Source organism: Streptomyces sp. NPDC002835, from assembly GCF_053591995.1.
In genome coordinates this window covers 160177-184458 of record NZ_JBSFUW010000010.1, presented here as the reverse complement: position 1 = coordinate 184458, position 24282 = coordinate 160177, and the positions used below count along the sequence as shown (strand labels likewise).

The window sequence follows — 24282 nt, the reverse complement described above, 5'->3', positions numbered from 1 at the left end:
AGAAGACGTACGTCATACGACCTTTCCAACACCCTGCCTTGGGGTGACGGGCCTGCGACGATAGCGTACGGTGACGGTTCGGATGCGAGGGGTAGTAGTGCCCTGGTTGGCTGATGGGGCCCGATCTTCCCCTACAGTCCAAGGAGTGACTATGAGCGTCGCAGGCGAATCCGGCAACCGAGCACAGCAGATGCGCGAGAAGGTCCAGTAGCTGACCGAAGCCGCGGAGCGCACGACCGACCCGCAGGAACGTCAGAAGCTTCAGGAGCAGGCCCGGCGCCTGCAGGCGCAGGCCAAGCAGCAGGGCCAGAATGCCGGTGAGAGCAGGTCCAAGGGCACCGCTGGCGGCGGGCGGAATCAGTAGCCCCCTGAGTGAGGCACGGCCACTCAATGGCAGATGGTCTCCAACCCCGGCCGGGACGGTGCCCTCGTCTCTTCGCGTCACGCAAAGGGAGGGGCTTCCGTTGTGAGTGAAAACATTTGGGGCTACCACCCAGCGTCGGGATATCGGACGGGAACCGATCTGATCGGTTTTGCGGTCGAGGCGGCCGATGGCAGCATCGGCAAGATCGACAAGCACTCCGACGACGTCGGCGCCGTCTACCTCGTCGTCGACACCGGCGGTTGGATCTTCGGCAAGCACGTGCTTCTCCCGGCCGGGACCATCACCCGCATCGACACTGCCGAAGAGAAGGTCTACGTCGACCGCACCAAGGACGCACCGAGTTCGACAAGGACAAGCACACTGGCGACCCCAACTACCTTGAGCAGCTAGGCAGCACATGTGATGCCTCATGCACGTCGGTACGGGTCCCGCCGGTAGCTGGCTACCGGCCAGATCAGACCGCCCGCCGGCGCCGCCTGGTTTTCGTCTCCCGGACGGCGCGACCGTCGGATCGGCGTACGTCAAGGTCCTCTGCGACAAGGCGCTGGTGAAGACACCAGGGGCGAACCGCAACTCGCCCGCCGCTGAGAGTGGCCCCTCCACCCGAGGAGGCAAAGCGCCATGGTCCTCTTCCTGGTCCTGCTTGTCGTCGCGATCGTGCTGGGCATCATCGACGTGGCCGTCGAGGGCATGCTGTATCTGCTCTCCATCGGCGTACGGCTCCTCCTCACCGACGTGGGGTACCTCGCCCTGCGGTCGGCATTGCGCCGACGCCTGACCCGCTGACACGCCGGCACACACGCTGTCCGGCCGCCCCCGGCTGGCGCCCCAAAGCCACACGGTCGTCACGTCCCATGTCGCAGCTCTGGCACGCGCCAGCGGCGTGCGGTCACCCGGCGACAGAACAAAGCGGTCGCCCAAACCGATCGGACAAGCAAGGAACGCTCCACACGTCGGGTCGTGCGAGGAACAGATCGGCGCGATCCGCAGATTCAGGCTGTCTACCAATAGTGCCGTCGTCCACGGACCGCGTGACCCAGCGATCCGAGGATCCACAGGATGACCCCGATGACGACCAGGATGATCCCGATGGTCCACAGTATGGCGATCTCGGCCACGAAACCGATGACAAGCAGGATGACTCCGAGAATGATCATGATGTCCTCCGATCGCGCGGAGTGATTCCCCTGCCCAGCAGGTCCCCGCCCGCTTTCAGCGCAAACCCGCACCGGGATGCCTGGAATTGCACGGGGGACGGCCGAGCGGCGTCGCGGTCGATGGTCTCCAGCAAGTGGACCACCAATCCTGGGGCATCATGCCGTCCCTGTCGCAGTGGCTTCGTGGACGGTGCAGTTCTACCGTAGGGAGATACGAAGCGATCCTTGGAGCGAGTCATGATCGTCATCCTCGGACTCATCATCCTGATCGCCGCCGTAGTCGTCGGCGTAGCCGCTGTTGTCACCAACAGTGGCAGCGCGCACGAGGTTACCGGCGGGTTCTCGGTACTCGGCTTCGACGTGACCGGCTCCACCGGCACGCTCTTCCTTTACGGCATGATCGTCGGGGCAGCGGCCCTGTTTGGACTGAGCCTGCTCCTGACCGGCGCACGCCGTACCTCTCGCCGTGGCAGCACCGCGCACCGCGGACGCAAGCCGTCGCGCCGCGAGACGGCCTCTGCCGGGAGGGACCGCGACGACCTGGTCGACCAACGCGAGCTCCCCCGCGCGGACAATGCGAATGCGCGGGGGAACGACTCATCCCAAGGTGATCGCACTCGAGCCCCGGACAGCGGTCGCCGCAGCAGACTGCACTTCGGGCACCGGTCCACCCCCCAGTAGGCGTGCGGCCGCACGCGCAGATCGCTGACCGGCCGGCGTCACGGTATTCCTGCCACCGAACCCCAACAGACAACTCACCCAGAGTGGCTCCCATGAGTATCGCGAAGAAGATCACGCACAAGGCCGAAGCGATGAAAGGCGGCGGCAAGAAGACAACCGGCCGCGCCACCGGCAGCCGGCGCCTGCAGGCCGAAGGCCGCGGAGACCAACTCAAGGGCAACCTCAAGCAGGCCGGGGCAAAGATCAAGGACGCCTTCAAACACTGACCACTCGGCCCCGTCGACCCGACCAGGTCTACGCCGAAGCATGCGGGAGGGACCTGCATGGGGTACAGCTGGGCGTCGATCTGAGACAGGCGCTCCGGCTGTTTGCGCATGCCCTCAGGCGGCTGACGACGCCCAAACGCCGATTCGTCCAGAGCGAACGCAGGGAGCGGGCCAGGGGTAACGGCAGCACGCCGGCGCGCGATGCGTAGATCGTCGTGGTTGGCACCAGCGGCCCCCGACGATCACCACGGACGGACTGGTGTACCTCAAGTAGCCGACCGAGCACCCACGCAGCGACGCAGCGGGAGTAAGCAACGAGCGGTCTGCGGCCGCTCCTTCTCCGTTGCGCGAACAACCTTGCCACGCGGAATGAGTAATGAAGCTCCGCCATCTTGAAGTGGCTGGTCGGCGGGGTGGCGTGACCTCGTTTCGAGGTGCTCGTGCTGGTCGTGGGCGGCAGTCTGTGTTGTAGATCGTCCGGCGGGGTGGTTTTGCCGATGAGTTCACCGTCCTTGAACGGTCTACCCAGCGACACGACCGTTCTCGACAGGAGTGCCATGTCCACCATCCAGCCAGTGATCGTGACTGCCGACCAGGATGTTCTGCTCGGCTTCTATACGAAATTGTTCGGCGCTGAGGAGATCTTCCGGGTACCGGCGGAAGGCCCGGCCTTCTACCTCGGCTTGCGCATCGGCGACACCGACCTCGGGCTGGTGGCCAAGGCGAACCCGGGGACCGGGGCGGCGTCGCGGATCCTGCTCAGTATCGGTGTCGACGACGTCGACGAGACGCTCGGCCGGGTGGAGGCGCTGGGCGGCTCGGTCCGCAGCGGCCCCAACGACATGCCGTGGGGACAGCGCGTCGCCCACATCCAGGACCCAGACGGCAACCCGGTGAACCTCACTCAGCCGATCCCGGCCCGGTGACGATGTTCCGCGGTGCTCGTGTTGGTCGTGGGCTACCTGCGGTAGAGATCAATTGTCGGTAGTGGCCTCGATGTTCGCCAGGACGAGCAACGCGCGAAACAGGTGGGTGGCGCGGGCGGGGTCAGTACGGAGCTTGGTGAGGATCCGCCAGTTCTTCAGGTGGGCAAAGCCGCGTTCGACGGGGACGCGTCCGGCGGCCAGGACCCGGTTGGCCTCCTTCTCGGCGGATGCGAGCCAGCGGGCGCGGGTGGCCTTGGAGCCGGTGACGACCACGGGAACGTCCCCGTCGTCGTCCAGGCGGAGGAAGCCCAGGTCGGCCGGGGCGCCGAGGTCGGCAGCACGCAGTGGGCCAGGATGCGGTCGCGGCGGGCGGCGGTGATGTCGTGGGTGCGGCCGGGCCGGGCGGCCGATATCCACACCAGACGGCCCCGCTCGTCGGGCAGGGCGAGGACGTGCAGGCCGTGGCGGCGATGCTTGCCGGAGTGGTTCGGGCGGTTCGCCTCTCCGGTACGGCGCTGGGTGGGGATGAGGGTGTCGTCGATCAGGACGACCTCGCCGCCCCGCCGGGCGATCGTCTTCAGGGCGCGGTCCAGGCGAGGGGCCTTCGCGGCCAGCAGGTGGATCAGCTCGTCGCGCCAACGCCGGATGGTGGTGGCGGAGATGTCGCTGCCGCCGGCCATGTCGGCCAGGCGCTGATCGTGCCGCAGCACGGCCAAGACGATCACCGCGATCCTCCCGGGCGGCAGCGCCCGCCACCTCGACCGTATCGCTTTGAGATGGCGGCGCAGCAGGTCGGTGAGGTAGTTCAGGGTGTGCGTGGACAGCGGCAGGCGGCACTGGTAGACCAGGGACACGGTGTCTCCGGCGTGCTCTTTGGTTTTCGTCACACAATTCCAACAGCCGCCGGGGGCACCTTGGTTACGCCCTGATCGCCGCGCGGACCGGTCACGGGCGGGTGGTGAACTTCCCGTCGAGTCGTTTGTGCAACCAGCCGCGGGCGGCCAGCTTCGTGAGCTTCCCGCGCAACGGCTCCAGCTTGCCCCGTACCCCAGTGTCCAAGCCCAGCACCTCGCCGATCTGCCGGGGGGAGACCGGGCCGGCGGCCTGCCGCACCGCGGTCAGGATGCGCTGGTACTCCGCCGGCAGTGCGGACTCAGCCACCCCGGCCCACGGTCCGGGACCAGCCGCACCGCCCGACCTGCCACCTGGACCACCGGCGACCCGGCCTCCGTGCGCTCGTCGGCGGGCTGCTCGCTCGTCCGCTGCCACACCCGCTCGGCCACGGCCGGCTCATCGCGCTCAGCTCGTACCTCCGACAGCCCAGCTGCTCTTCGAGTCCGTCCAGCTCCGCACGCCGTGCGGCGATCCGCTCCAACACCTCGGGATCCATCGTGGGCCGGAGCGTAGGAGCGGCACCCGCGACGACGGGACGGGAATCCATGAACCCACTCCTGCCAGACGATCTACACCCCAGACTCCCCCCACGACCAGCACGAGCACCCCGAAACGACATCACACCCACCACCCTGACCAGCCACTTCAAGATGGCGCAGCTTCAATGACGCGGGCATCCACCATCAGGCAACGATCGACGCTCCCGCATCGACGAGGTTTCGGCCGTCTCTCCCAGCCGTCGCCGACACTGAGGCTCGCCTGGCCGCAGAGGCGGGGGATCGTTAAGGGATGTCCGAAGTGCGACTAATGCGCAATTTCATGTTCCCAGGATGTTCCCATTGCGCACCCGAAGGCCTTCCAAAGCGGTTCCCTGGAAGACCTTCAGCGCGCGGACCTGCAATTTTGTGGTGCCCCCGGCAGGATTCGAACCTGCGACACCCGCTTTAGGAGAGCGGTGCTCTATCCCCTGAGCTACGAAGGCTGGGCTCTGTGGGAAAATGTGTGGCAAATTGCCGCGATGTCCGCAAAGTCACACACGATCTTCCGTTGGAGCTGCAGCGTGCCGCCCGTGGAGGCCGCGCGCCGCAGTCAGTGTAGCGGGTGAGGCTCGACTGTGGCTGAGGGTGTCGAAGGCCAGGTCGGGGCCTGCCGGCTGTGGCGAGGGCGACGGAGTCGTTCACCCAGGCGTAGCCGAGGTGCCCGAGGAGCGCGCCCTCGGCACCGTACACGGGACCCGCTTGTCGCGGTGCGAGTAGTCGAGCGAGGAGTTCGACGACTCTCTGTCTTCGCGGAAGCCGAGTAGTCGGTCACCGTGGCGTGTGCCCGGTGGGCACACCAGCCCGTCAGCGGCTCGCCGCGGATTCCGCGTGAGGTGTCGCACCTGTCGTACTTGTCGCACCGGTCTGCTCGGGCTGTCGGACAGCGGACGGGCGCAGGGCCGCCGAGATGCCCGCCGCCAGCGCCGCGCCCACGACCGGGGCGGTCAGGTACAGCCACAGCAGATCCGTCCGGCCGGACAGCAGCGCCGGGCCCAGCTGGCGGGCCGGGTTGACGCCGCCGCCCGACAGCGGGCCGAAGCCGTAGATGACCGCAGCAACCGAGGCGCCGATCAGGAGAGGGAGATGGGCCGCCAGGCGGGGGCGGGCGATGGCGATGGCGACGATCAGCATGATGGCCGTCATGCAGCCCGACTCCGCGAGGAACACCGCGCCGGTGCCCCAGTCCGGGGACGGTGCGAGGGCCGCGTAGTCCACCTGGGACGCCGGGTCGCCCCACACCAGGCGGGCCAGGGCCACACCGGCCACGGAGCCGGTCAGCTGGGCGGCGACGAAGGGGGCGACGGCGCGGCCGGGGAAGACGCGGAACAGCCAGAGGGCCAGCGTGACCGCCGGATTGAGGTGGCCGGCGGTGCCCTGGCGCATGGCGGGGCCGAGGACCGTGGTGATGATGGCGCCGACCATCAGTGCCATCACCGCCAGACGGCTCTCCAAGGTGGACAGCACCGACGCCAGCGGCGAATCGGGCAGGAACATCCAACGGGTCGCGGTGACGACCACGAACAGCGTGCCGGTCGTCAGCACGAACTCGTACACGGCCGTACGGAGGCGAAGGGGACGGGTCTCAGGAGTGTCCGGCGTCGTCCGGTTCCGCTGCGCGCGGTGAGAGGTCGGGCTGCTGGTGGTGGTGGGTGTCATGGGTGTTTCCCCCGTCAGTCCGCCGACGGCGTGCCGCAGCCGTCGGCCCTCTCGGTGTACGCGCCTCTCGGTGTATGCGCAGAGTGCGGGCAGCGCGCAGCGGCGGGCAAGGCGGGGTGTGCAACTTCGTCACGTTCCGTTCACGGGTAGTGACATGAGGGAGTCGGTCACGTGACGAAGTGCGCGGCACGGCGTGGACCGGCTCTCGCATGTGGCCGGAAAGTTGCCCTAACCGGTCGAGAACGAACCGGCCGTCGACTCGGCCGCTGACCCGGTGCTCGAACATCGTTGCCCCACTGCCCCTTGACGAGAGGAACTGGTGACACATGTGCGGCCTTGCCGGATGGGTTAGCCACCAGCATGATCTGACCGAGCGTCAGGATATGGCCGCGGCCATGACCCACACCATGGAATGCCGGGGTCCGGACGCCTGGGGGCTGTGGACCTCGCCCCATGCGATTCTCGGCCACCGCCGGCTCGCGATCATCGACCTCGAAGGCGGAAAGCAGCCGATGGCGGCTGCCGAGGACGACTCGCTGCCGGTCATCACCTACACGGGCGAGGTCTACAACTTCCGCGAGCTGCGGGAGGAGCTGACCGGCCTCGGCCACGAGTTCCGTACGACGTCCGACACCGAGGTCGTGCTGCGCGCCTTCGTCGAGTGGGGCGAGCACTTCGCGGAGCGCCTCAACGGCATCTACGCCTTCGCCATCTGGGACCCGCGGACCGAGGAGCTGCTGCTGGTCCGCGACCGGATGGGCGTCAAGCCGCTCTACTACTACCCGACCGCGGACGGGCTGCTGTTCGCCTCCGAGCCGAAGGGCATCCTGGCCCACGAGGACGCCGAGGCCGTCGTCGACGCAGGCGGCCTGCGGGAGATCTTCAGCATCGTGAAGACCCCGGGGCACGCGGTGTTCCGCGGCATGCACGAGGTGCTGCCCGCGACCGTGATGCGCTTCGGCCGCGAGGGGCTGATCAGCACCAGGAAGTACTGGGAACTGACGGCCCGCCCGCACACCGACGACCTCGACACGACCGTCATCCACGTCCGCGAGCTCCTGGAGGACATCGTCGAGCGCCAGCTCGTCGCGGACGTCACCGTCGGCACCCTGCTCTCCGGCGGCCTGGACTCCAGCGCGGTGACCGCGCTGGCCGCGAAGGCGCTGGCCAAGCAGGGTGTGGAGCAGCCCATCAGGGCGTTCTCCGTCGACTTCAAGGGCCATGAGGACCGCTTCGAGTCGAACGTCCAGTGGGAGGACCCCGACACCCCGTTCGCCGTCGAGGTCGCCGAGCGCGTAGGCGCCGAGCACATCATCGTCGAGCTCGACAACGCCGACCTCCTCGACGACGAGGTCCGCGACACCGTGCTGCGCGCCCAGGACCTGCCGGTGTCCACCGGCGACATGGAGTACTCGCTGCTCATCCTGTGCCGGGCGCTGAAGGAGCGGATGACGGTCGCGCTGTCCGGCGAGGCCGCGGACGAGCTGTTCGGCGGCTACACCTGGTTCCACGACAAGGAGGCCGTGGAGAACGGCTCCTTCCCCTGGCACCACCCGTTCGAGAAGGCGGGCGGCATCGGCGCGCTGCGCACGATCGGGCTGTGGGACCGGCTGGGACTCGACGCGTACGTCAAGGAGCGGTACTCCCAGGCACTGGACGAGGTGCCGCGGCTGAACGGCGAGAGCGGCCTGGAGGCGCGGATGCGTGAGGTCACGTATCTCAACCTCACCCGCTGGGAGAACTTCCTGCTGGACCGCAAGGACCGCATCAGCATGGCCGTCAGCCTTGAGGTGCGGGTGCCGTTCACCGACCACCGGCTCGTCGAGTACGTCTACAACACGCCGTGGGCGATGAAGACCTTCGACGGCCGGGAGAAGAGCCTGCTGCGCGCCGCCATGCGGGGCCTGCTGCCGGACTCGGTGCTGGACCGCAAGAAGAACCCGTACCCCTCCACGCAGGACAGGGGCTACGAACTCGCCCTGCGGGAGCGGGTGGAGGCGCTGCTCACCGAGGACGCCCCGGTGCTGCAGATCGTGTCGGAGGACGAGGTCCGCCGGCTGCTGGCCGTGCCGGAGGGCTCGTACGGGGTCGGCGGGCCCTGGAGCGCGCGCGCCGTGCTGGAGCGGCTGATCGAGTTCAACTCCTGGGTCTCCTCCTACGGCGTCCGGGTCGAGCTGTAGGCGATACGCACCGTGCGAACGCCCGGCCGTCCTTGCTGAGACGGCCGGGCGTGCTGCGACGCTCGATTGAAGGCCCGGGAAGTACCTCCGCCTGCCGGACCTCCTCGCACTGCTCAGGCCGGGCGCGCTGTACGTCGTCTGCGCGCCTGTGTCTTCTCCTCGGACGGCAAGGTCATGCTCAACGCCCATGAATGGGCGGGCAGGCTCGACCCGTCCACGCTCGGTACGTCCGTCGCCGTCACCCTCCTCCGCCAGGGCGGCGCCCGCGAAGTGATCGACAGCATCCCGCACTGACCCGTCGCGCCGGCGTCAGCGAACCCCAAGGTGGCCCACCGAGAACCACTGTGGGGACGGCCAGGTCCTTCGGTGCCGGCCCGGCCCGGTCGGCCGGGTCGGTGTGCCCGGAGGTGACCGTGCCCGCCGCGGTCGGTTCCGTCTCCTCGAGATGGTTCGATACGCCACCTGCGGGCGCTCAATCGGAGCGTGGTAGATCCCACGACGGCCACTGGGCTCAGCGGGCACGACCCGCCGGAGCCACGGCCGTGGTGATCGCCGCTGATTGACCGGGACCGGACGTGTCACCTGGCCTCCTGTCATACACAGCCGGTCGCGAGGTCGGCCATGGATGGCCGTCACACAGGGCTTCCGTCAACCCTGGCTGTCCGGCCCATGTCAGCGTCGGCGTGGGCGCCGTGATGATTTACGCCACACCGATGGCCGAGCCCCGCCCGGCATTGGTCCGGGACGTGTTCACCGTTCAGGAGGCAGTCGTCATGGGACAGCAATACCCCTCGTTCCACCTCGCAAGGGGCCGCCGCCTCATCGGAGGCATCCGCCGCTGGGGCGTCGCCGCCGCGGGGGCCCTGGCTCTGACCGCCGGCCTGGTCGCCGCGGGCCCCCAGGCATCCGCGGCGGGCCTGACTCAGGTCACCGGCTTCGGTTCCAACCCCGGCAATCTGTCCATGTACACGTACGCGCCCGACGCCCTGCCCTCCGGCGCCCCGCTCGTGGTCGCCCTGCACGGCTGCACGCAGAGCGCGAGCGACTACTACGCGCACTCCGGCTGGCCGAAGTTCGCCGGCCTCTACGATTTCGCGCTGGTCCTCCCGCAGACGAGCAGCGCCAACAACGGCAACTCCTGCTTCAACTGGTTCGAGCCGGGCGACAGCGCGCGCGGGCAGGGCGAGGCGCTGTCGATCAAGCAGATGGTCGACAAGGCCATCGCCCAGTACGGCAGCGACACCCGGCGGGTGTACATCACCGGCCTGTCGGCCGGCGGCGGCATGACCGCCAACATGCTCGCCGCCTACCCGGACGTCTTCGCAGGCGGTGCCGTCGACTCCGGGCTGCCCGCCTCCTGCGCGCACAGCGTGTCCGCCGCCTACACCTGCATGTACAGCCCGCCGGACAAGACCCCCGCCCAGTGGGGCGACCTCGTGCGCTCGGCCGCTCCCGCCGGCATCACCTCCTGGCCGCGCGTGGCGATCTGGCAGGGCACCGCCGACACCACGGTCCAGCCCGCCAACGCCACCGAGCTGCGCGACCAGTGGACCAACGTATGGGGCATCGGCCAGACGCCCTCCCGCACCCAGAGTCTCGGCGGGGGCACCACGCTGAGCGTCTACGACGACGCCTCGGGCAAGACCGCCGTCGAGGTCTACTCCATCTCCGGTATGGCCCACGGACTCGCGGTCGACCCGGGCAGCGGCGCGGAGCAGTGCGGCAGCACTGGCACCTACTACCTCGACACCATCTGCTCCAGCTACCACACCGCCCGTTTCTGGGGCCTCGACGACGAGGACCAGGGCACCGGGGCCCTGCCCGCGCCCACGGGGCTGACGGTCACCGGCACCACCGGCACCACCGCAGCCGTGAGCTGGAACGCGGTGACCGGCGCGGCCTCCTACCACGTGTACCGCGGCGGCACGAAGGTGGGCACCACCATGTCGACCGCCTACACCGACACCGGCCTGGCCACCGGTACGACGTACAGCTACACCGTGGCAGCCGTCGACTCGGCGGGCGCGGTCGGCGCGGTCTCCTCGACCGTGACAGCGACCACCACCGGATTCACGCCCACGTGCCACACGGCCGGCAACTACGACCACACGGTCGCCGGACGCGCCTACCAGCGCGGCGGCTACACCTATGCCACGGGTTCCGGCCAGGCCATGGGCCTGTGGAACACGTTCACCACGCACACCCTCAAGCAGACGTCCCCCGGCTACTACGTCCTCGCGGACTCGGGCTGCTGAGCCATGGCCTTTCACGGCATGGCCGTCAACGCCGCTATCACGTGGTCAACCTGTGGTCCAGGATCTCTTCCTGCCCGCCGTTCGCCTCAGCCGGCGGGCCGTCGTCCGCCAGGCCCTGCCGAAGCGCCGGTTCCGCAAGGACCGTGCACCCCATGCAGTGAGAGCCCCCGACTGGGCGCCCATGGATGTACTTCTGCTGCTCATCCTGGCCGTCAATCCTGCACGGATGACCACATGACAGTCGCCGGCAAGGGTCCGGACCACGCGATGCTTCGTCCGCCTGTGAGCATGTCCCGGTTGGTTCACGGTCTCGTCCCCGTCGCGCACCGCCGGGCCCAGCACCGCCCCTCGGCGGCTAACGTGCCTGCTCGCAGGCCCTGCACACCGATGCGGCAAGGCCTGCGATCTTCTGCTCGAGCGACTCCACGGGGGTATGACATGTCCAAGAGGAACTCCGCGATCGTCGGCAGATCCTCCCGGCGACAGGCGCTTCGGCTGGCCGGCGGAGGACTCACGCTGGCGATTCTGGGCGCGGGAGCAGCCGGCTGCCGTACGGACGACGTGACCGACGGCGCGGGCTCCGGCGGCGCCGAGCCCGCCAGGAGTGGCGCCCCCGGGGGCGGCAAGCCGTCCGAGGGCGCCGCCGCCGAGGACGGGCGGGCGCCCGAGCCGCTGTGGACCAGGCAGACCGCCGCCAAGACGTACGGCGACAACGACGAACTCATCGCCACGGACGGCCTGGTGATCGCCAGCGGCCAGCCGCTCGACGCCCTCGACGGGGCGAGCGGCGAGAAGCGGTGGTCCTTGGCGGACGGCGCCACGCCCGGCGCGCCCCTGCTGCTCGGCAACGGCACCCTGTACCTGGCCAGCGGCAGGTACGACGGCACCGTCGCCGGATACGACCCCGCCTCCGGCAAGGAGACCTGGCGCAGCCGCCTCGGCAAGGAGTACCGGCAGCCGAGGCCCGTCGCGGTGGACGACGAGCAGGTGTACGTCATCGCCGAGATCCTGGAGGAGGACGGCTCCTCCCACACCAATGTGATCGCGGCGCTGAACAGCCGTACCGGCAAGGTGGTGTGGAAGGAAAAGCGCGATCTGGGCACCGAGCAGACGGGCGTCCACGCCGCGGTACGGGGCCGGCACCTGGTCTACACCGACTTCAAGAAGAACCTCACGGTCCGCGACACCGCCACGGGCAGGCAGGTGTGGACGCACAAGACGACGAAGACGAACTACGGCGTCTTCGCCGTCCACCAGGACCTGGTGATCGTCCCGCAGGGCCGTGAGCTCCAGGCCTTCAACCTGGCGGACGGCGCCGTGAAGTGGACGGTGCGGACCGAGCAGTTCGCCACCTTCAAGGAGCCGGCGGTGGTGGAGGGCACGCTCTACACGGCGGACAGCGGCAAGACGCTGTGGGCCCTCGATCCGCTGAGCGGCAAGGAGATCTGGCAGGCCACGGGCCTCGCGGACGCGGGCGCCCCGGTGCCCCGGCAGTTCGTCAAGGCCGGTGGCACCCTCTACGGCGCCACCGATCTCGACAAGCGCGGCGGTATCCACGCGTTCGACGCGAAGACCGGTGCCCTGCGCTGGACGTTCAACGACGAGTCCGGCGACTATCACGCCTGGCTCGTGGCGACGGACGGTCAGCGCGTCTTCGCTCTGCACGGCGAGACGCTGCACGCGCTGCCGGTCTGACCGGTTGCTTCGCGGGTTTGTTTCCCGTGGCCGTCGCCGTGCGGGAGCCGGGCCCCGGAACCGGCCCCGGGCCTGGCTCCCGCACGGCGCGACCGGGTCAGGCCGTTTCCAGGCGGAGTTCCGTGCCGCCCAGCGTTCCCGCTTCCCGCAGCGCCGCTCTGCGGATCTTGCCGGAGATCGTGGTGGGCAGGGCCGGGGTCAGTTCCAGGGCCTTGACGTGCTTCTCGGCCGGGAGTTCCGACGCCGCGTGGGCCAGGATCGCGCGGGCGGCCGTCTCCGCCGGCTCCGGCCAGGAGGGGGCGAGGACCACGAACGCCTTCGGGATCCACATGCCGACCGGGTCCGGGACCGGGACGACCGCCGCCTGGGCCACCGCGGGGTGGCGGAGCAGGACGCGCTCCAGTTCCAGCGGCGAGATGCGGAAGTCGAAGGACTTGAACATGTCGTCGTCCCGCCCGACGTAGCGCAGGGTCGTGCCGTCCACGTCCAGGCGGACCAGGTCCCCCGTGTGGTAATAGCCGTTCGCGAACGCGGCCGCCGTCTTGCGGTCGTCGCCGAGGTAGCCCGTCATCAGGCCCAGCGGCCGTTGGTCGCCGAGCTCGACGCAGAGCTCGCCCGTCTCGCCGGGCGCCACCGGCCGGCCCGTCTTCGGGTCCACGACCGCCATCGGGTAGCCCGGCAGGGGGCGGCCCATCGTGCCCGGTTCGGGGCGGCGGCCGGGCGTGTGGCCGATCTGGCCCGTCGTCTCGGTCTGGCCGTAGCCGTCCCGTACGTACACGCCCCAGGCCTGTTCCACCCGGTCGATGAGCGTGGCCTCCAGCGGCTCGCCGGCGCACGTCGCCTCGCGCAGCAGCCCGGGCTTCTCGCCCAGGCCCTCGGCGAGCAGGCCGCGCCAGACCGTCGGCGGTGCGCAGAAGGTCGTCACGCCGCGGGTGCGCAGGACGTCCAGGATGTCCGCCGAGGTCGCCCGCGAGGTGTCCATGGCCACCACCGTGGCCCCCGCGTTCCACGGGACGAAGAACGAGCTCCACGCGTGCTTCGCCCACCCCGGCGCCGAGATGTTCAGGTGCGCGTCCCCGGGCCGTACGCCGTTCCAGTACATGCCCGACAGATGGCCGACCGGATAGCTGGCGTGGGTGTGCTCGACCATCTTGGGGCGGGAGGTGGTGCCCGAGGTGAAGTAGAGGAACAGGGGGTCCGTCGCCAGGGTTTCGCGGTCCGGGGTGAAGGGGGTGGTGGGGGAGGTGTACGAGTCGCCGTACGAGAGCCAGCCGGGCACCGCTCGTCCGACCGCGATCCCCTCCCAGGAGCCCTTCAGCTCGTCGAAGAGCGGGGTCAGCTCGGACTCGGCGAGTACGTGGGTGATCTTCGCCCGGGAGAGGCGGTCCTCCAGGTCGTCCGGCGTCGCCGTCGCGTACGTCGGCACGATCACCGCGCCCAGCTTGATCACGGCGAGCATCGTCTCCCAGAGCGGGAGCCGGTTGTGGAGGACCAGCAGGACGCGGTCGCCCGGGTGTACGCCCTGCTCCCGCAGCCAGTGTGCCACCTGGTCCGAGCGCCGGGAGAGCCGCGCGTACGTGATGTTCCGGTCCTGGCCGGGGTCTGCCGCGTCGACGAGTCTCAGCGCCGGCCGCTCGGCCGACTCCGGGGCGGCGGCCAGTGCGTCGAACCAGTCGAGGGCCCAGTTGAAGCGGTCGAGCTGCGGCCAGCGGAACTCCGCCGTCGCCGCGTCCGGGTCGGTGCTGTGCTTCAGGAGGGTGTCACGGGCCGCGCGGAAGGCGGCGGTGGCCTCGGGGTTGTGGGGGGTGCCGGTCCTCATGACGCCCTCCCCGCGGTGGCGGCGGCCGCGCGCGGCGCCGGGATCCTCGCGGTCGCGGTCGCGGTCGCAGCCGCGGTGCCGGTCGCCGCACGCGGCCCCGGGACCGTCGCCTGGGCAGGTGCCGCAGCAGATGCCTGAGTGGTCGCGGCCGCCGGCACGTCCGCCCGCAGCAGGTCCGCGGCTATCGCGTCCGCGTCCTGCCGGAACAGGGTGTTCAGGCCCGGTTTCCCGCTGCCCACCTGGGTGAACCAGCGGGCGTGCTCCGTCGGGATGCCCAGCGCGTACAGGTCCGAGCGGACCGTGCCGTCGGCGTCGACCACGTGGAAGGGGGCCCGGGTCACGTCCAGGCCGCCCGTGGTGACCTCGGCGCCCGTCTTCGGCTCGGCGCGGACGTACTCGCGCACCAGGCCGTCGGCCAGCATCGTCCGGGTCAGCGGCGAGGTGTCGCGGCGCAGGTCCGGGGTGGGGATGCGGGCGTCGATCAGACAGGTGGCGATCCGGGCCGAGCCGTCCACCTGGTCGGACGAGACCAGGAAGCCACCGGCCTCCTCGTCCGGGGTGAACCGCGTCGCGGGGCCCACGACCTCCACCACCTGCTGGGTCACCAGGGCCACGAGCTGCTCCACCCGTTCGGCCGGCGGACCCGCGGAGAGCAGGGAGTTCACCGGGAGGAAGTCACGCTCGAACTCCGTCGAGTGGGAGTCCGGGTGCAGCCCACCGTAGTCGACGGCCTCGCGTACGACGTTGCGGATGTCGCGCAGTACGTCAAGTGCGGCCTTCAACGGGCCTTCCACGTTTCCCAGTTCCGCCTGTTCCAGGTCGGCGCCCATGACCTTCAGGAGGTGGGTGCGGAACTCGTCGGGCGAGGAGAAGTGCGCGTCCTTGAAGGGGCGGGCCAGGGAGTGCAGGTCCAGGGGCGGGAGTTCACCGTCCGCGCCGCCATTGCGCCGGTGTGTCTCCTGGTAGACGTGCTCCACCTCCTTCGTCAGCAGCGGCAGTACGTCCTCGGCGAAGCGCAGCCGGTCGCTTCCGGTGGCCTCCAGGCGGCGGCTGCGGGCCTCGGCCACCGCCTCCTTGGTGAGGAACAGCGGGCGGTGGGTGTGGTCGGGGCGCTTCTGGTTGCGGCCGCGCGCCGGGATCGGCAGGCCGCTGCGCGAGCCGGTGACGATGTGCGGCTCCAGGCCGCTGGGCAGGTAGCGCAGGGTGCCGTCGGTGTCGCGGGCGAAGGTGCCGCCGCGGCCGACCGTGAGGCTCAGCATCACGTCGTAGAAGGAGAGGCCGAGGCCCCGGATGGCGACCGTGGACGCCGGCGGGATCACCTTCTCGCCGAGGTCCATGTCCGCGGCCGAGTCGCCGCAGATGTAGTGGACGCCGTCGTGGCGGGAGGCGAAGGAGAGCATGCGGCTCTCGAAGTCGTCGGGCTCGTTCTGCGGGTGGCCGGTGGCGAGCAGGACCTTGTCGGCCTCGACGAGGTACGGCGCGCCGTCGAGCTCCAGTACGTAACCCCCCTCGGGGCGCGGCACGATGCCCGAGACCCGGCCCCTGACCTCGACCAGCTCCACGTGCTCGGGCAGGTGGCCGACGACCGAGGCGTAGACGGACCGGAGGTACTGGCCGTAGCGCCGGCGCGAGGCGTAGTCGTCGGGGCCGAGCGGGGGCTCGCCGTGGGTGCGGGCGCGCTCCTCGATCCACTGGCCGAGCGAGGGGCCGGCGCCGGGGCGGGCGGGGCCGTCGTCGGGGGCGCCGGAGTACATGGTGACCTGGCCGACGACCGTGTTCATGGTGAACCAGTCGTCCTGGTCGGTGCGCCAGATGCGGCCGGCGCCCACCTCCACCGAGTCGATCACGTGGATCCTGACCGGGCGGTCCCCGTACGTGCCGTCCGCCAGCCGGGCGGCCAGCCGCTCCAGCACGGAGATACCGCGGGGGCCCGTGCCGATGACGGCGAGCGAGAGGGGGGTGGAGGGAGTGGCGTCGCTGGCGCTGTTGCTGGTGGCAGACACGGGCGTTCAGTCCTTCGCGAGGGCGGTAGTGGAGAACGTGGAGGGGGCGAGCGTGGGCTGCGGGGCCGTGGACGGGTCCCGGGGCTCCAGCGCCGCCTGGTCGAAGTGCCGCTGCACATGGCCGAGCATGTCCAGGAAGTCGTCGGCGCGCAGGCGGCCGGCGCCCGTCGCGCTCTTGGCCCGGAGCGGCATCGAGCCGACCGACAGCCACTGCAGCGCGCCCCGCTCGTCGATGTGGGCGCGGGTGCGCTGGGCGTTGTCGTCGTGGAGGCAGAAGGGGACGTCCAGGTAGCCCTTGGCGAAGGCCTTCAGCAGGGCCCGGCCGACGTCCGGGTCGAGTTCGAGTACCGCGTCGACGAGGGCGCGGGCCTCCGCGTACACGGGGTTGTCGTTGATGTCCGCCCCCGCGCCGCCGCCGCTGAGCAGCGGGCGGTCGCCGAAGACGATCAGCTTCTCGGAGGCGCGGGAGGCCTCCTCGAGCGCCTGGATGTTGTCGGCGACGGTCGGGATGCGGTGGGCCTCCGCCGGCGTCTTCACGATCATCCGCTCGACGCCGGTGGTCGCGGCGAGGACCGCGCTGTTGCGCAGGAGGGCGAGCGCGCCCGGTGTCGTACGGGGGAAGACGCCCATGTACGTGTAGAGGACGACGTGCCACTGGGTGTCGCCGATGAACTCGGCGGCCAGGTGGCGCAGGGCCGCGATCGCGTCGACGTCCTGCGTGAAGCTGGTCTGCTGGGCGTAGCTGAGGGAGATCGAGCGCAGGCCGTGCTGCTTGAAGAAGACGCCCTCCAGGAGGGAGATCGCCACCAGCAGGCTGGGCGGGCACAGTTGGCCCAGCATGCAGCCGCCGAAGCTCTCCAGGTGGGCCCCTTCCACGCGTTCGGCGAGGAGTTCGCAGGCGCGGGCCCAGGCGTCGACCGACTCGGCCAGCGGGGTCCGGCTGTAGGGCAGGCAGTAGGAGACCGGGCCGCCCTCGGTGGCGTCGAGGCCGGCGTCCAGGAGGGCCTGGACGATGCCCAGCGGGAGCGGGGAGCCGTGGCGTACCTGGATCGCGAAGTCGCCGTCCGTCACTCCGGCGAGCATGGCCCGGGTGGTGTCGGCGCCGTGCGCCACGATCGGGAAGCCGTTGAGGTCGCTGCCGTCGCGGAGGGCCTTGCGGGCCGAGTCGTGGTCGCCGACCCGGGTGTAGCTGTCGAGCGTGACCGTGCCGACGGTGGTGGCGTTCGCGGCGCGGACGGCGCGCAGACCCTCCTGCATCGCGGGGACGGTCGGCATGCCCATGCGGGGCTGGACGACGAGCCGTCCGGCCGCCGCGGCGGCGGCCACCGTCGCCCCGAAGGGAGCGGTGGACGCCCGCCGGGCGGGGGCCGGCGTGGCCCCCGGCGACTGCGGGGTGAGATCGGCGGCGCTCATGCCGCACCTCCCGTGGTGAGAGTGGCCGGGGACGGGACCGCCGCGGTGACGGGGGTGCGCTCGGAGGTGATCACCGCGGTGAGGGAGAGGTGGCCGGCCGCGTCCGCCGCGGCGGGGCCAGTGGTGAGCGCCGTCTGCTCGGAGGCGCCTGCGAGGTACTGGCGGAACGGGGCGATGCCCTCCGAGTCCTCGAAGACCGCGTCGAAACCCGCCGCCACCAGCTCCGGCCCGTACGTGCCGTTCTCCGCGCCCTTCGTGCCCAGCTTCCCGCCGATCACCACCGGCAGGTGCCGCAGGTCGGGCTCGGCGCGCAGCCGGCCGATCAGGCGCCTGCCGTCGAGGTGACCGTGGCCGTTGACGCTGCTGACGACCACCATGTCGGGGGCGGTGCGGCGGCACTCGGCGATCAGCAGCTCGTCCGGGACACAGGCTCCGACGTTGACCACCTCGTGGCCGAGCTCTTCGAGCAGCAGCTGCAGGAACACCAGGTTCCAGGTGTGGGAGTCGGAGGAGACACTCGAGACCAGGACGCGACGGCCGCCGCCGTGCCGGGTGGCAGGCCGGGCGTCCCTCGGTCGGGCGGGCACAGACATGGACCTCTCTCTTTCCTGGGGGCGGGGCGGACACCGGCGGGCCGGCGCGTCGGTGGGTCAGGCGGACGCCGCCGCGCCCACCGGGCGGATCGGCTGCTTCGGCTCGCGGGCCGCCGCGGGCTTGGTCCGGATCGCGAGGACCGTGCAGCCGGTGGCGCTGGACATCTGGTGCTCGGTGCCGGGGCCCTCGACGACCAGGTCGCCCTTGACGTAGGAGGTGCCGTCGCTGTGGTCGAGCCGGCCGTCCAGGACGAGCATCAGCTCGTAGCCGAGGTGCTCGTGGAAGTCGCCGTGCGCGGTGGGCGGGAAGCGCAGCAGCAGGCCGACGGACTGCTCGCCGGCCGCCTCGTCGGGGGCCCACAGGACGTGGTGCTCGACGCCCACACGGCCCGGCTCCGCCCAGGTCGACCACTCGATTCCGGTCAGCTCGAAACCGCTCCGGAAGACGTTCTTGATGTACTCGATTTCGGACATGGGGGTCCCCTTGTTCCATTCTCTGGTCAGTAATCGCATGAGATTCTGCGGGAAATGGATACGCCGGTCGGTGTGTCCATTCGCGGGCTGAGCGAATTGGTGTGGCGTATAACGCTCGACGCGTTGTCCGCCGTTTATCGCATTTAGTTGTCCGCTCGTTCCGCGGAGAATTCAGTGGCCCTTTTCGCGGCCGCTCTCTCCGTCATGAACAAATCTAGGCGGGGGACCTGGGCCCAGAACCTCGGTCTATCCGATGGGGGGCCAACGGTGCAGCCGATGGGACCTGACGAAGTCGGCCGCAGGCCCCTTGAGCAGGCAGTCCGCGGTCGGCCGGCCCTGACTGAAGGCAGCACAAAAGCCTCCGGGCCCGCACCGAAACGGTGCGGGCCCGGAGGCTTGCGGGGAGGAGCCGGTCAGCCGGCGTGCGCCCTCGGAGGGCGCGGGGGTCAGGACCCCGTGGGCGCCGGCGGGTTGAAGCGCGAGAAGACGGGGTCGGTCCAGCGCAGTGGCACCGCGCCCCGGACCTCGCGCACCTCGCTGACGTGGAAGTCGACCAGCCGCTGGGCGCCGGGGACCTGAGCCGCCGAGTCGGCGTCCCAGTCGGTGTGCGCGCTTCCCGTGACGTGCAGCAGGGTGCCGGTCCGCCAGTCAGGGAAGACCAGGCCGGCGGCCGGGTTGAGCGCGAGGTTGCCCAGCGTGAGGAACATTGAGTTGCCCACGTAGTCCGGCCAGCGCAGATGCGTGGGGGAGAGCACCTGCACGAAGCCGGTGCTGCCGCCGCGGTGCGAGGCGTCCGCGTCGCCCTCGGGGGAGGCGGTGGCGACGAAGAAGGTGTCGGCCTCGCTCACGGCGCGCTGCTGGTCGGGGGTGAGCGCGGTGCCGGTGGTGGCCGAGCGGGGGGCCTGCTCCTCGGGAGGCAGCAGGGTGAAGTCCCGCTTCTGGATGTACTTGGGGCAGTTGGCGATCACCTGGTGGAGATCGACCTGGAGCCCGTTCCTGGCGGGGTGGGCGAGCCCGTTGATCCGCATCCTGCGACGGTTCGCGGGCTCGATGGCGATCATCCCGACGCGGGCGGTGGCGGCGAGGACGCCGGCCAGCGGGTCGTCGGGGGCGGGCAGGGCGTCGACGGTCAGCGTGATCGGGTTGACGGCTCGCAGGAAGCCGGGTTCACCCGCCAGGACCGTGGCCCACATCCGGCCCGCCTCGTCCGCCGCCCCGAGCACGACCATCGGCTGCTGGAGCAGGAACTCCGCGGCGATGTCCGGGACGGTCGAGCCGATGGCGCCGAGCGACATCTCGGCGTACTGCCGAAGGCCCGCGCGTTCCTGTACGGCTACTTCTCCGGTGTGATAGGTGGCCACGACATGCTCTCCGGGTTCGGTCGGGGTGGCGGACAGAGGGGGTACGGGTTCCCTACGCGGCGGTTGCGCGGTCGACCGGCCGGCCGGTCGCGCGGTGCCGCGGTTTAGAAGAAGCCGCAGGTGGGCGCGCCGGCCACCGGAGCCGTGCCCTCGGCGCCGGTCGGCGAGTAGATCTCCAGGCGGGTGCCGTCGGGGTCGGTGAAGAAGATGCCGCCGGAGCCCGCGCCCTCGCCGTGCGGAACGATTCCGTCGTAGGCGAACTCGGCGCCCAGCTCGCGGAGCGACTGCTCGGCGGTCTTCACGTCTTCGATCGACTCGACCTGGAAGGACATGTGGTGCAGTCCCGCGCGGTTGGTGTCGAAGGCCTCCGTGGACTGCTGCCACAGGGCCACGAGGAGCTGCCCGTCACGGACCATGAGGGCGAAGCGGCGGCCGTCCTCCTTGCCCTCGGTGCCGATGGAAACGCCGAAGACCTTGCTGTAGAACGCGATCGAACGCTCGATGTCGGTGACGTTGATGCCGACGTGTCCGGTCTGCATGGTGCTCATGGTCAGTCACATTCCTTCTTGTGAAGTCCGGGAGGTTCTTCGCACCCGGAAGTCCGTGTGCCGTGGTTCTTCGTGGGGGTCTGGGGAGGGGCGCCGGCGGTCAGGTGGTGACGGGCTGCCGGCCGGCGGGCGGCGCGTCCGGGGCCGTGACGAGGGCCGCCGCCAGTTGTGCCTGGTAGGAGGCGGTCCGGGCCGCGCGGTTGGCGGTCAGGGCGCCGACGAGCGCTCCGTCGCGGTAGTAGGCCAGGTCGAGCCGGCGGCGCTCGACGCTCTGCTCGCGCACCTCGACCGTGTCGGCGAGCTCCGGCAGGCCCACCGAGCGGAACTTGACGCCGTACTGGTCGGACCAGAAGGACGGCACCGGCCGGTACGCGGCCGGCTCGTCGGGGAAGAGCAGGGTGGCCGCCGCCGCCTCGGCCTGCTCGACGGCGTTGCTCCAGTGCCCGAGGGAGAGTCCGCGCCCCGGCGTCCAGGGATGGGGCCAGCGCGCCACGTCCCCGGCCGCGACGACGCCGGGCAGGTGGCTGCCGTCCGTGCGCAGCACCCGGCAGTACGCGTCGACGAGTACGCCCTCGTCGAGGGCGATGTCCGAGCCGATGAGCCACTCGGTGGCAGGCACCGCGCCCAGGGCGACGACCACGGCGTCGGCCGCCACCGAGGTCCCGTCGGACAGCTCTGCCCCGGTCACCCGGTCGTCGCCCTTCAGGGACGTCACCAGGGTGCCGCAGCGCAGATCCACGCCCGCGTCGCGGTGCAGGCGCTCCACGAAGGCCGCGGCCTCGTCGCCGAAGCGTCCGATCCAGGGGCGGGCGGCCTTGTCGACCAGGGTGACCGGCACCTCGGCGGCCCGCGCGGCGGCGGCGACCTCGGTGCCCACGAAGCCCGCGCCCGCGACGAGGAGCGGCCCGCCGCGGGCCAGTGCCGCGCCGAGAGCACGCGCGTCGTCGAGTCCCCGCAGCGTGTGGACGCCGTGGCGTGGCGCGCCGGCGCCCCAGGCGCGGGCGCGGGAGCCGGTGGCGATCACCAGCCCCTCGTACGGCAGCTCCGTACCGTCGACCAGGACGACGACGCGGCGCTCCGGGGCGAGCCCTGCGGCGGCCCGGCCCAGGGCCCAGTCCGCGTCCAGCCCCTCGAGCGGGAGCCGGACGCGTTCGGCGTCGGCCCGGCCCGTCAGGAACTCCTTGGACAGCGGCGGCCGGTCGTAGGGCAGGTGCGGTTCGTCCCCGACCAGGGTCAGCCGGCCGCCGTATCCCCGCTCGCGCAGGGCGCGCGCGGCGCGCACTCCGGCGAGCGAGGCGCCGACGACGACGATGCCAGGGCCCGTGGCGGACGCGTGCCGGCCCGTGGCGGGCGTGTGCGGGCCCGTCATGCGCCGGCCTCCAGCGGGCCGCCGGTGAAAGTGATGGCGCGGACCGGGCAGACGGCGGCGGCCTTGGCGACCTTCTCGTGCAGCTCGTCGCAGGCTTCCTCCTGGTAGACGAGGTAGTCGTCGTCGTCGAAGGAGAACACCTCGGGGGCGGCGAAGACACACTGTCCGTGGTTGTCACACAGGTCCCTGTCGACGTGGATCTTCATGACGCTCCTTCTCCTCCTTCTTCGCGCTCTGTGGCGCCTAACTGTCTATCACAACTTTAACGGTTAGAGCGTTATTCCGCCCGTCCGGAAGATTTCGCCGTGCGCGGCGCCACCACGACGATGCGCGAGGGCGACAGGCCCCACCACCTCGGCTCCGACACTCCGTCAAGTGCGACGATCCGGGCCGGGAGGCGGCCGGCCGGGGGCACGGCGCAGGGCCCGTCACCGCGTGGGTGGCGGGCCCGTGAGCCGTCGCCGGCGCGCCTGTCAGGAGGCGCCCCGGCCCTGGCGTGAGCGCGGGTCAGGAGGTGGCAGGGGCCTGACCGTTGAAGTAGCCCTGGGCCACGTTGTAGGCGTTCTGGGCCAGGTCGATGCCGAGCTGGCGGCCCGCCTTCATGTCGTACCTCCAGTGGACACCGCCGTACAGGCGGGACATGCCGTCCTCGTCGGCCGCCTGGCTGAAGGTGTTCCACTTCAGGGTCACGTTCTGGGCCGGGGTGATGCCGGGCTCGATGTTGGAGGAGCCGGCCGGGATGGTGACGGAGTCACCGTAGGTGTCGCTGCCGGTCCACAGCTTCAGGTACTCGGCCGCGGTCGAGCCCCAGGTGGAGTGGCCGGAGACGTAGGCGGGGAAGGCCGGGGTGGAGATGTACGGCTTCCAGTCGCCGCCGTCGATGGTCTGGGTGCCCTGGCCGGGGCCGCCCCAGGCCTGCATCTGTGTGCCCGCGTGGTCGTAGCGGATGGTGGAGATCGGGCGGGCGATGTCGTAGTGCTTCTTGGAGTGGCGGATCGCGATGCCGGCGTCGCCCATGCCCAGGTTGAGGCCGAAGAACATCTTCACGTCCTCGTCCAGCGTGTGCTGGTCACGCTTCGAGACGAACTGCGCCCACTCGTTCTGGTGGCCCGTCGGGGACTCCTTGGCCTCGATCCAGAACTCGGCGATGACCTTCTGCGTGTCCGTCAGGTTGGCGCTGTAGTTCAGGAGCTCGGCCTCGGCCGCCTGCTGCTCCGCCGAGTTGTACGCCGGCGGCGTCGGCGGCAGGAACTGGTCCGCGCTCTGCATCGCGAAGGGCTTCACGGTGGGGAACTGCGAGCCGATGAACTTCTGCGTGACGCCGTTCTTGCGGATGGGCGCCCACTTGTACGGGTCCACGACCGTGGTCTTGTCGAAGTTGTCGTAGTCCATGTACCCGTTGCTGTAGTCGTACGAGTCCGGGTTCGGGTCCGAGTACGCGGGGTTGCCGAGCTGGTTGGCGCCGTCGGTGTGGCGGTAGTCCAGGACGGCGTCACACGCCTTGTGGGCGATGCCGGCCGGGGTGGTCGTGTTGACCTCGTTGTTGGCCGGGTCGCCACCCATGGCGCTCAGCTTGGCGTCGAGGCTGCTCTTCTGTGCGGGGAAGAGGTCGACGAGGGCCCGGTGCGCGGCGTAGTTGACGGCCTTCGTCTTGTTCGCGTTGGTGCGCTTGTACGCGGGCTGGCGCAGGGTGCCGCCGAGCCGGGTACCGACCGCCGTGGCGTCGTACGCGGCCCAGGCGTCGTAGACACAGGTGCTCACGACGGCGAAGTAGCGGGCGCCCACGGGCGGCGCGGTGGCCCCGCCGGACGCCTTGATCACGGCGTCGACCGTGTACTTGTTCCAGGCGTAGGCGGCACTCGCGTTCGTGCCTCCGGGGGCGGGCAGCACCTCCGCTGTGGCCGCGGTGGGCGTCGCGACGGCGAGGGAGCCGGCCGCCAGCAGCAGGGCGACAGCGCCGGATATGCGGCTCCGGCCGGCACGGGTAATTCTGGAACTCATTAACTCGTCCTCTCCAAGACACGCGGAATCACGGAACACGTGGAACACGGAAGGTGGAGCACGGAAC

Annotated in this window: 23 protein-coding genes, 1 tRNA gene and 2 pseudogenes; 10 read left to right on the top strand and 16 right to left on the bottom strand. The window is 70.5% G+C overall.

The genetic code is table 11. From position 1 onward, the window contains the following. Positions 1–211 precede the first annotated feature (211 nt). From ACWD01_RS14095 to ACWD01_RS14085, 3 genes and pseudogenes are all read left to right on the top strand, one after another. On the top strand, positions 212–364 hold the full coding sequence (locus tag ACWD01_RS14095) for a DUF6381 family protein (RefSeq protein WP_451161530.1): 153 nt from the start codon (positions 212–214) through the stop codon (positions 362–364). A gap of 102 nt (positions 365–466) precedes the next feature. Continuing rightward, positions 467–777 (top strand): annotated as a pseudogene (locus ACWD01_RS14090) (PRC-barrel domain-containing protein); the annotation flags it as partial. A gap of 229 nt (positions 778–1006) precedes the next feature. Next, on the top strand, positions 1007–1171 hold the full coding sequence (locus ACWD01_RS14085; protein WP_451161421.1) for a hypothetical protein: 165 nt from the start codon (positions 1007–1009) through the stop codon (positions 1169–1171). A gap of 215 nt (positions 1172–1386) precedes the next feature. Here the strand turns inward: ACWD01_RS14085 and ACWD01_RS14080 are convergent, their stop codons facing one another. Continuing rightward, entirely contained in the window at positions 1387–1542 is a 156-nt protein-coding gene (locus ACWD01_RS14080; protein ID WP_451161419.1) for a DUF6131 family protein, read from the bottom strand. Between the two features lie 237 nt (positions 1543–1779). Between ACWD01_RS14080 and ACWD01_RS14075 the strand changes: the two genes are divergently transcribed. From ACWD01_RS14075 to ACWD01_RS14065, 3 genes are all read left to right on the top strand, one after another. After that, complete coding sequence (locus ACWD01_RS14075) at positions 1780–2223, top strand: hypothetical protein (RefSeq protein WP_451161417.1); 444 nt, start codon at positions 1780–1782, stop codon at positions 2221–2223. Between the two features lie 92 nt (positions 2224–2315). Further along, on the top strand, positions 2316–2489 hold the full coding sequence (locus ACWD01_RS14070; protein ID WP_451161415.1) for a CsbD family protein: 174 nt from the start codon (positions 2316–2318) through the stop codon (positions 2487–2489). A 557-nt stretch (positions 2490–3046) separates the two neighbouring features. Then, positions 3047–3415: a VOC family protein gene (locus ACWD01_RS14065; RefSeq protein WP_451161413.1), complete on the top strand. Its 369-nt coding sequence runs from the start codon at positions 3047–3049 to the stop codon at positions 3413–3415. Between the two features lie 48 nt (positions 3416–3463). On the opposite strand, the gene ACWD01_RS14060 is transcribed toward ACWD01_RS14065, so the two are convergent. The 5 genes from ACWD01_RS14060 to ACWD01_RS14040 form a co-directional block, all read right to left on the bottom strand. Continuing rightward, positions 3464–3616, bottom strand: a complete 153-nt coding sequence (locus ACWD01_RS14060; RefSeq protein WP_451161528.1) for a hypothetical protein — start codon at positions 3614–3616, stop codon at positions 3464–3466. Next, entirely contained in the window at positions 3571–4302 is a 732-nt protein-coding gene (locus ACWD01_RS14055; protein ID WP_451161411.1) for a transposase family protein, read from the bottom strand. The genes ACWD01_RS14060 and ACWD01_RS14055 overlap by 46 nt, the downstream gene beginning before the upstream one ends. A 58-nt stretch (positions 4303–4360) precedes the next feature. Further along, complete coding sequence (locus ACWD01_RS14050; RefSeq protein WP_451161409.1) at positions 4361–4576, bottom strand: hypothetical protein; 216 nt, start codon at positions 4574–4576, stop codon at positions 4361–4363. Positions 4577–5215: 639 nt separating this feature from the next. After that, positions 5216–5291 (bottom strand) — tRNA-Arg (locus ACWD01_RS14045). Between the two features lie 361 nt (positions 5292–5652). Continuing rightward, positions 5653–6504: an MIP/aquaporin family protein gene (locus ACWD01_RS14040; protein WP_451161407.1), complete on the bottom strand. Its 852-nt coding sequence runs from the start codon at positions 6502–6504 to the stop codon at positions 5653–5655. Between the two features lie 326 nt (positions 6505–6830). Here ACWD01_RS14040 and asnB point away from each other — a divergent pair, with 326 nt between their 5' ends. The 4 genes and pseudogenes from asnB to ACWD01_RS14020 all read left to right on the top strand — a co-directional run bounded on the left by asnB (position 6831) and on the right by ACWD01_RS14020 (position 12634). Further along, a complete protein-coding gene (asnB, locus tag ACWD01_RS14035) occupies positions 6831–8684 on the top strand; it encodes an asparagine synthase (glutamine-hydrolyzing) (RefSeq protein ID WP_451161405.1) in 1854 nt (617 codons plus the stop codon). Positions 8685–8819: 135 nt separating this feature from the next. Further along, a pseudogene (locus ACWD01_RS14030) lies at positions 8820–8978 on the top strand (hydroxymethylbilane synthase); the annotation flags it as partial. A 479-nt stretch (positions 8979–9457) separates the two neighbouring features. Beyond that, positions 9458–10939 carry an extracellular catalytic domain type 1 short-chain-length polyhydroxyalkanoate depolymerase gene (locus tag ACWD01_RS14025; RefSeq protein WP_451161403.1) on the top strand — a complete coding sequence of 494 codons (1482 nt, stop codon included), beginning with the start codon at positions 9458–9460 and terminating at the stop codon, positions 10937–10939. A gap of 438 nt (positions 10940–11377) precedes the next feature. Beyond that, positions 11378–12634: an outer membrane protein assembly factor BamB family protein gene (locus ACWD01_RS14020; protein WP_451161401.1), complete on the top strand. Its 1257-nt coding sequence runs from the start codon at positions 11378–11380 to the stop codon at positions 12632–12634. A gap of 97 nt (positions 12635–12731) precedes the next feature. Here the strand turns inward: ACWD01_RS14020 and ACWD01_RS14015 are convergent, their stop codons facing one another. The 10 genes from ACWD01_RS14015 to ACWD01_RS13970 form a co-directional block, all read right to left on the bottom strand. Next, positions 12732–14453 (bottom strand): AMP-binding protein, encoded by a 1722-nt coding sequence (locus ACWD01_RS14015; protein WP_451161399.1) that lies wholly within the window; start codon positions 14451–14453, stop codon positions 12732–12734. Beyond that, complete coding sequence (locus ACWD01_RS14010) at positions 14450–16456, bottom strand: FAD/NAD(P)-binding protein (protein ID WP_451161397.1); 2007 nt, start codon at positions 16454–16456, stop codon at positions 14450–14452. The genes ACWD01_RS14015 and ACWD01_RS14010 overlap by 4 nt, the downstream gene beginning before the upstream one ends. Before the next feature lie 6 nt (positions 16457–16462). Then, positions 16463–17869, bottom strand: coding sequence for a methylaspartate mutase (locus ACWD01_RS14005; RefSeq protein WP_451161395.1), 1407 nt, complete (start codon positions 17867–17869; stop codon positions 16463–16465). After that, the gene (locus ACWD01_RS14000) at positions 17866–18462 is read right to left on the bottom strand and encodes a cobalamin B12-binding domain-containing protein (protein ID WP_451161393.1); all 597 of its coding nucleotides are present in this window, start codon (positions 18460–18462) and stop codon (positions 17866–17868) included. Before ACWD01_RS14000 ends, ACWD01_RS14005 begins: the two co-directional genes overlap by 4 nt. A 57-nt stretch (positions 18463–18519) precedes the next feature. Continuing rightward, positions 18520–18936, bottom strand: a complete 417-nt coding sequence (locus ACWD01_RS13995; RefSeq protein ID WP_356896316.1) for a cupin domain-containing protein — start codon at positions 18934–18936, stop codon at positions 18520–18522. A 446-nt stretch (positions 18937–19382) separates the two neighbouring features. Next, a complete protein-coding gene (locus tag ACWD01_RS13990) occupies positions 19383–20297 on the bottom strand; it encodes a pyridoxamine 5'-phosphate oxidase family protein (RefSeq protein ID WP_451161391.1) in 915 nt (304 codons plus the stop codon). 104 nt (positions 20298–20401) lie between these two features. Continuing rightward, positions 20402–20845 carry a VOC family protein gene (locus ACWD01_RS13985; protein WP_451161389.1) on the bottom strand — a complete coding sequence of 148 codons (444 nt, stop codon included), beginning with the start codon at positions 20843–20845 and terminating at the stop codon, positions 20402–20404. Positions 20846–20945: 100 nt separating this feature from the next. After that, entirely contained in the window at positions 20946–22214 is a 1269-nt protein-coding gene (locus ACWD01_RS13980; RefSeq protein WP_451161387.1) for an NAD(P)/FAD-dependent oxidoreductase, read from the bottom strand. Next, complete coding sequence (locus tag ACWD01_RS13975; RefSeq protein WP_451161385.1) at positions 22211–22420, bottom strand: ferredoxin; 210 nt, start codon at positions 22418–22420, stop codon at positions 22211–22213. Before ACWD01_RS13975 ends, ACWD01_RS13980 begins: the two co-directional genes overlap by 4 nt. 301 nt (positions 22421–22721) lie before the next feature. After that, a complete protein-coding gene (locus ACWD01_RS13970; protein WP_451161383.1) occupies positions 22722–24215 on the bottom strand; it encodes a vanadium-dependent haloperoxidase in 1494 nt (497 codons plus the stop codon). Positions 24216–24282 lie beyond the last annotated feature (67 nt).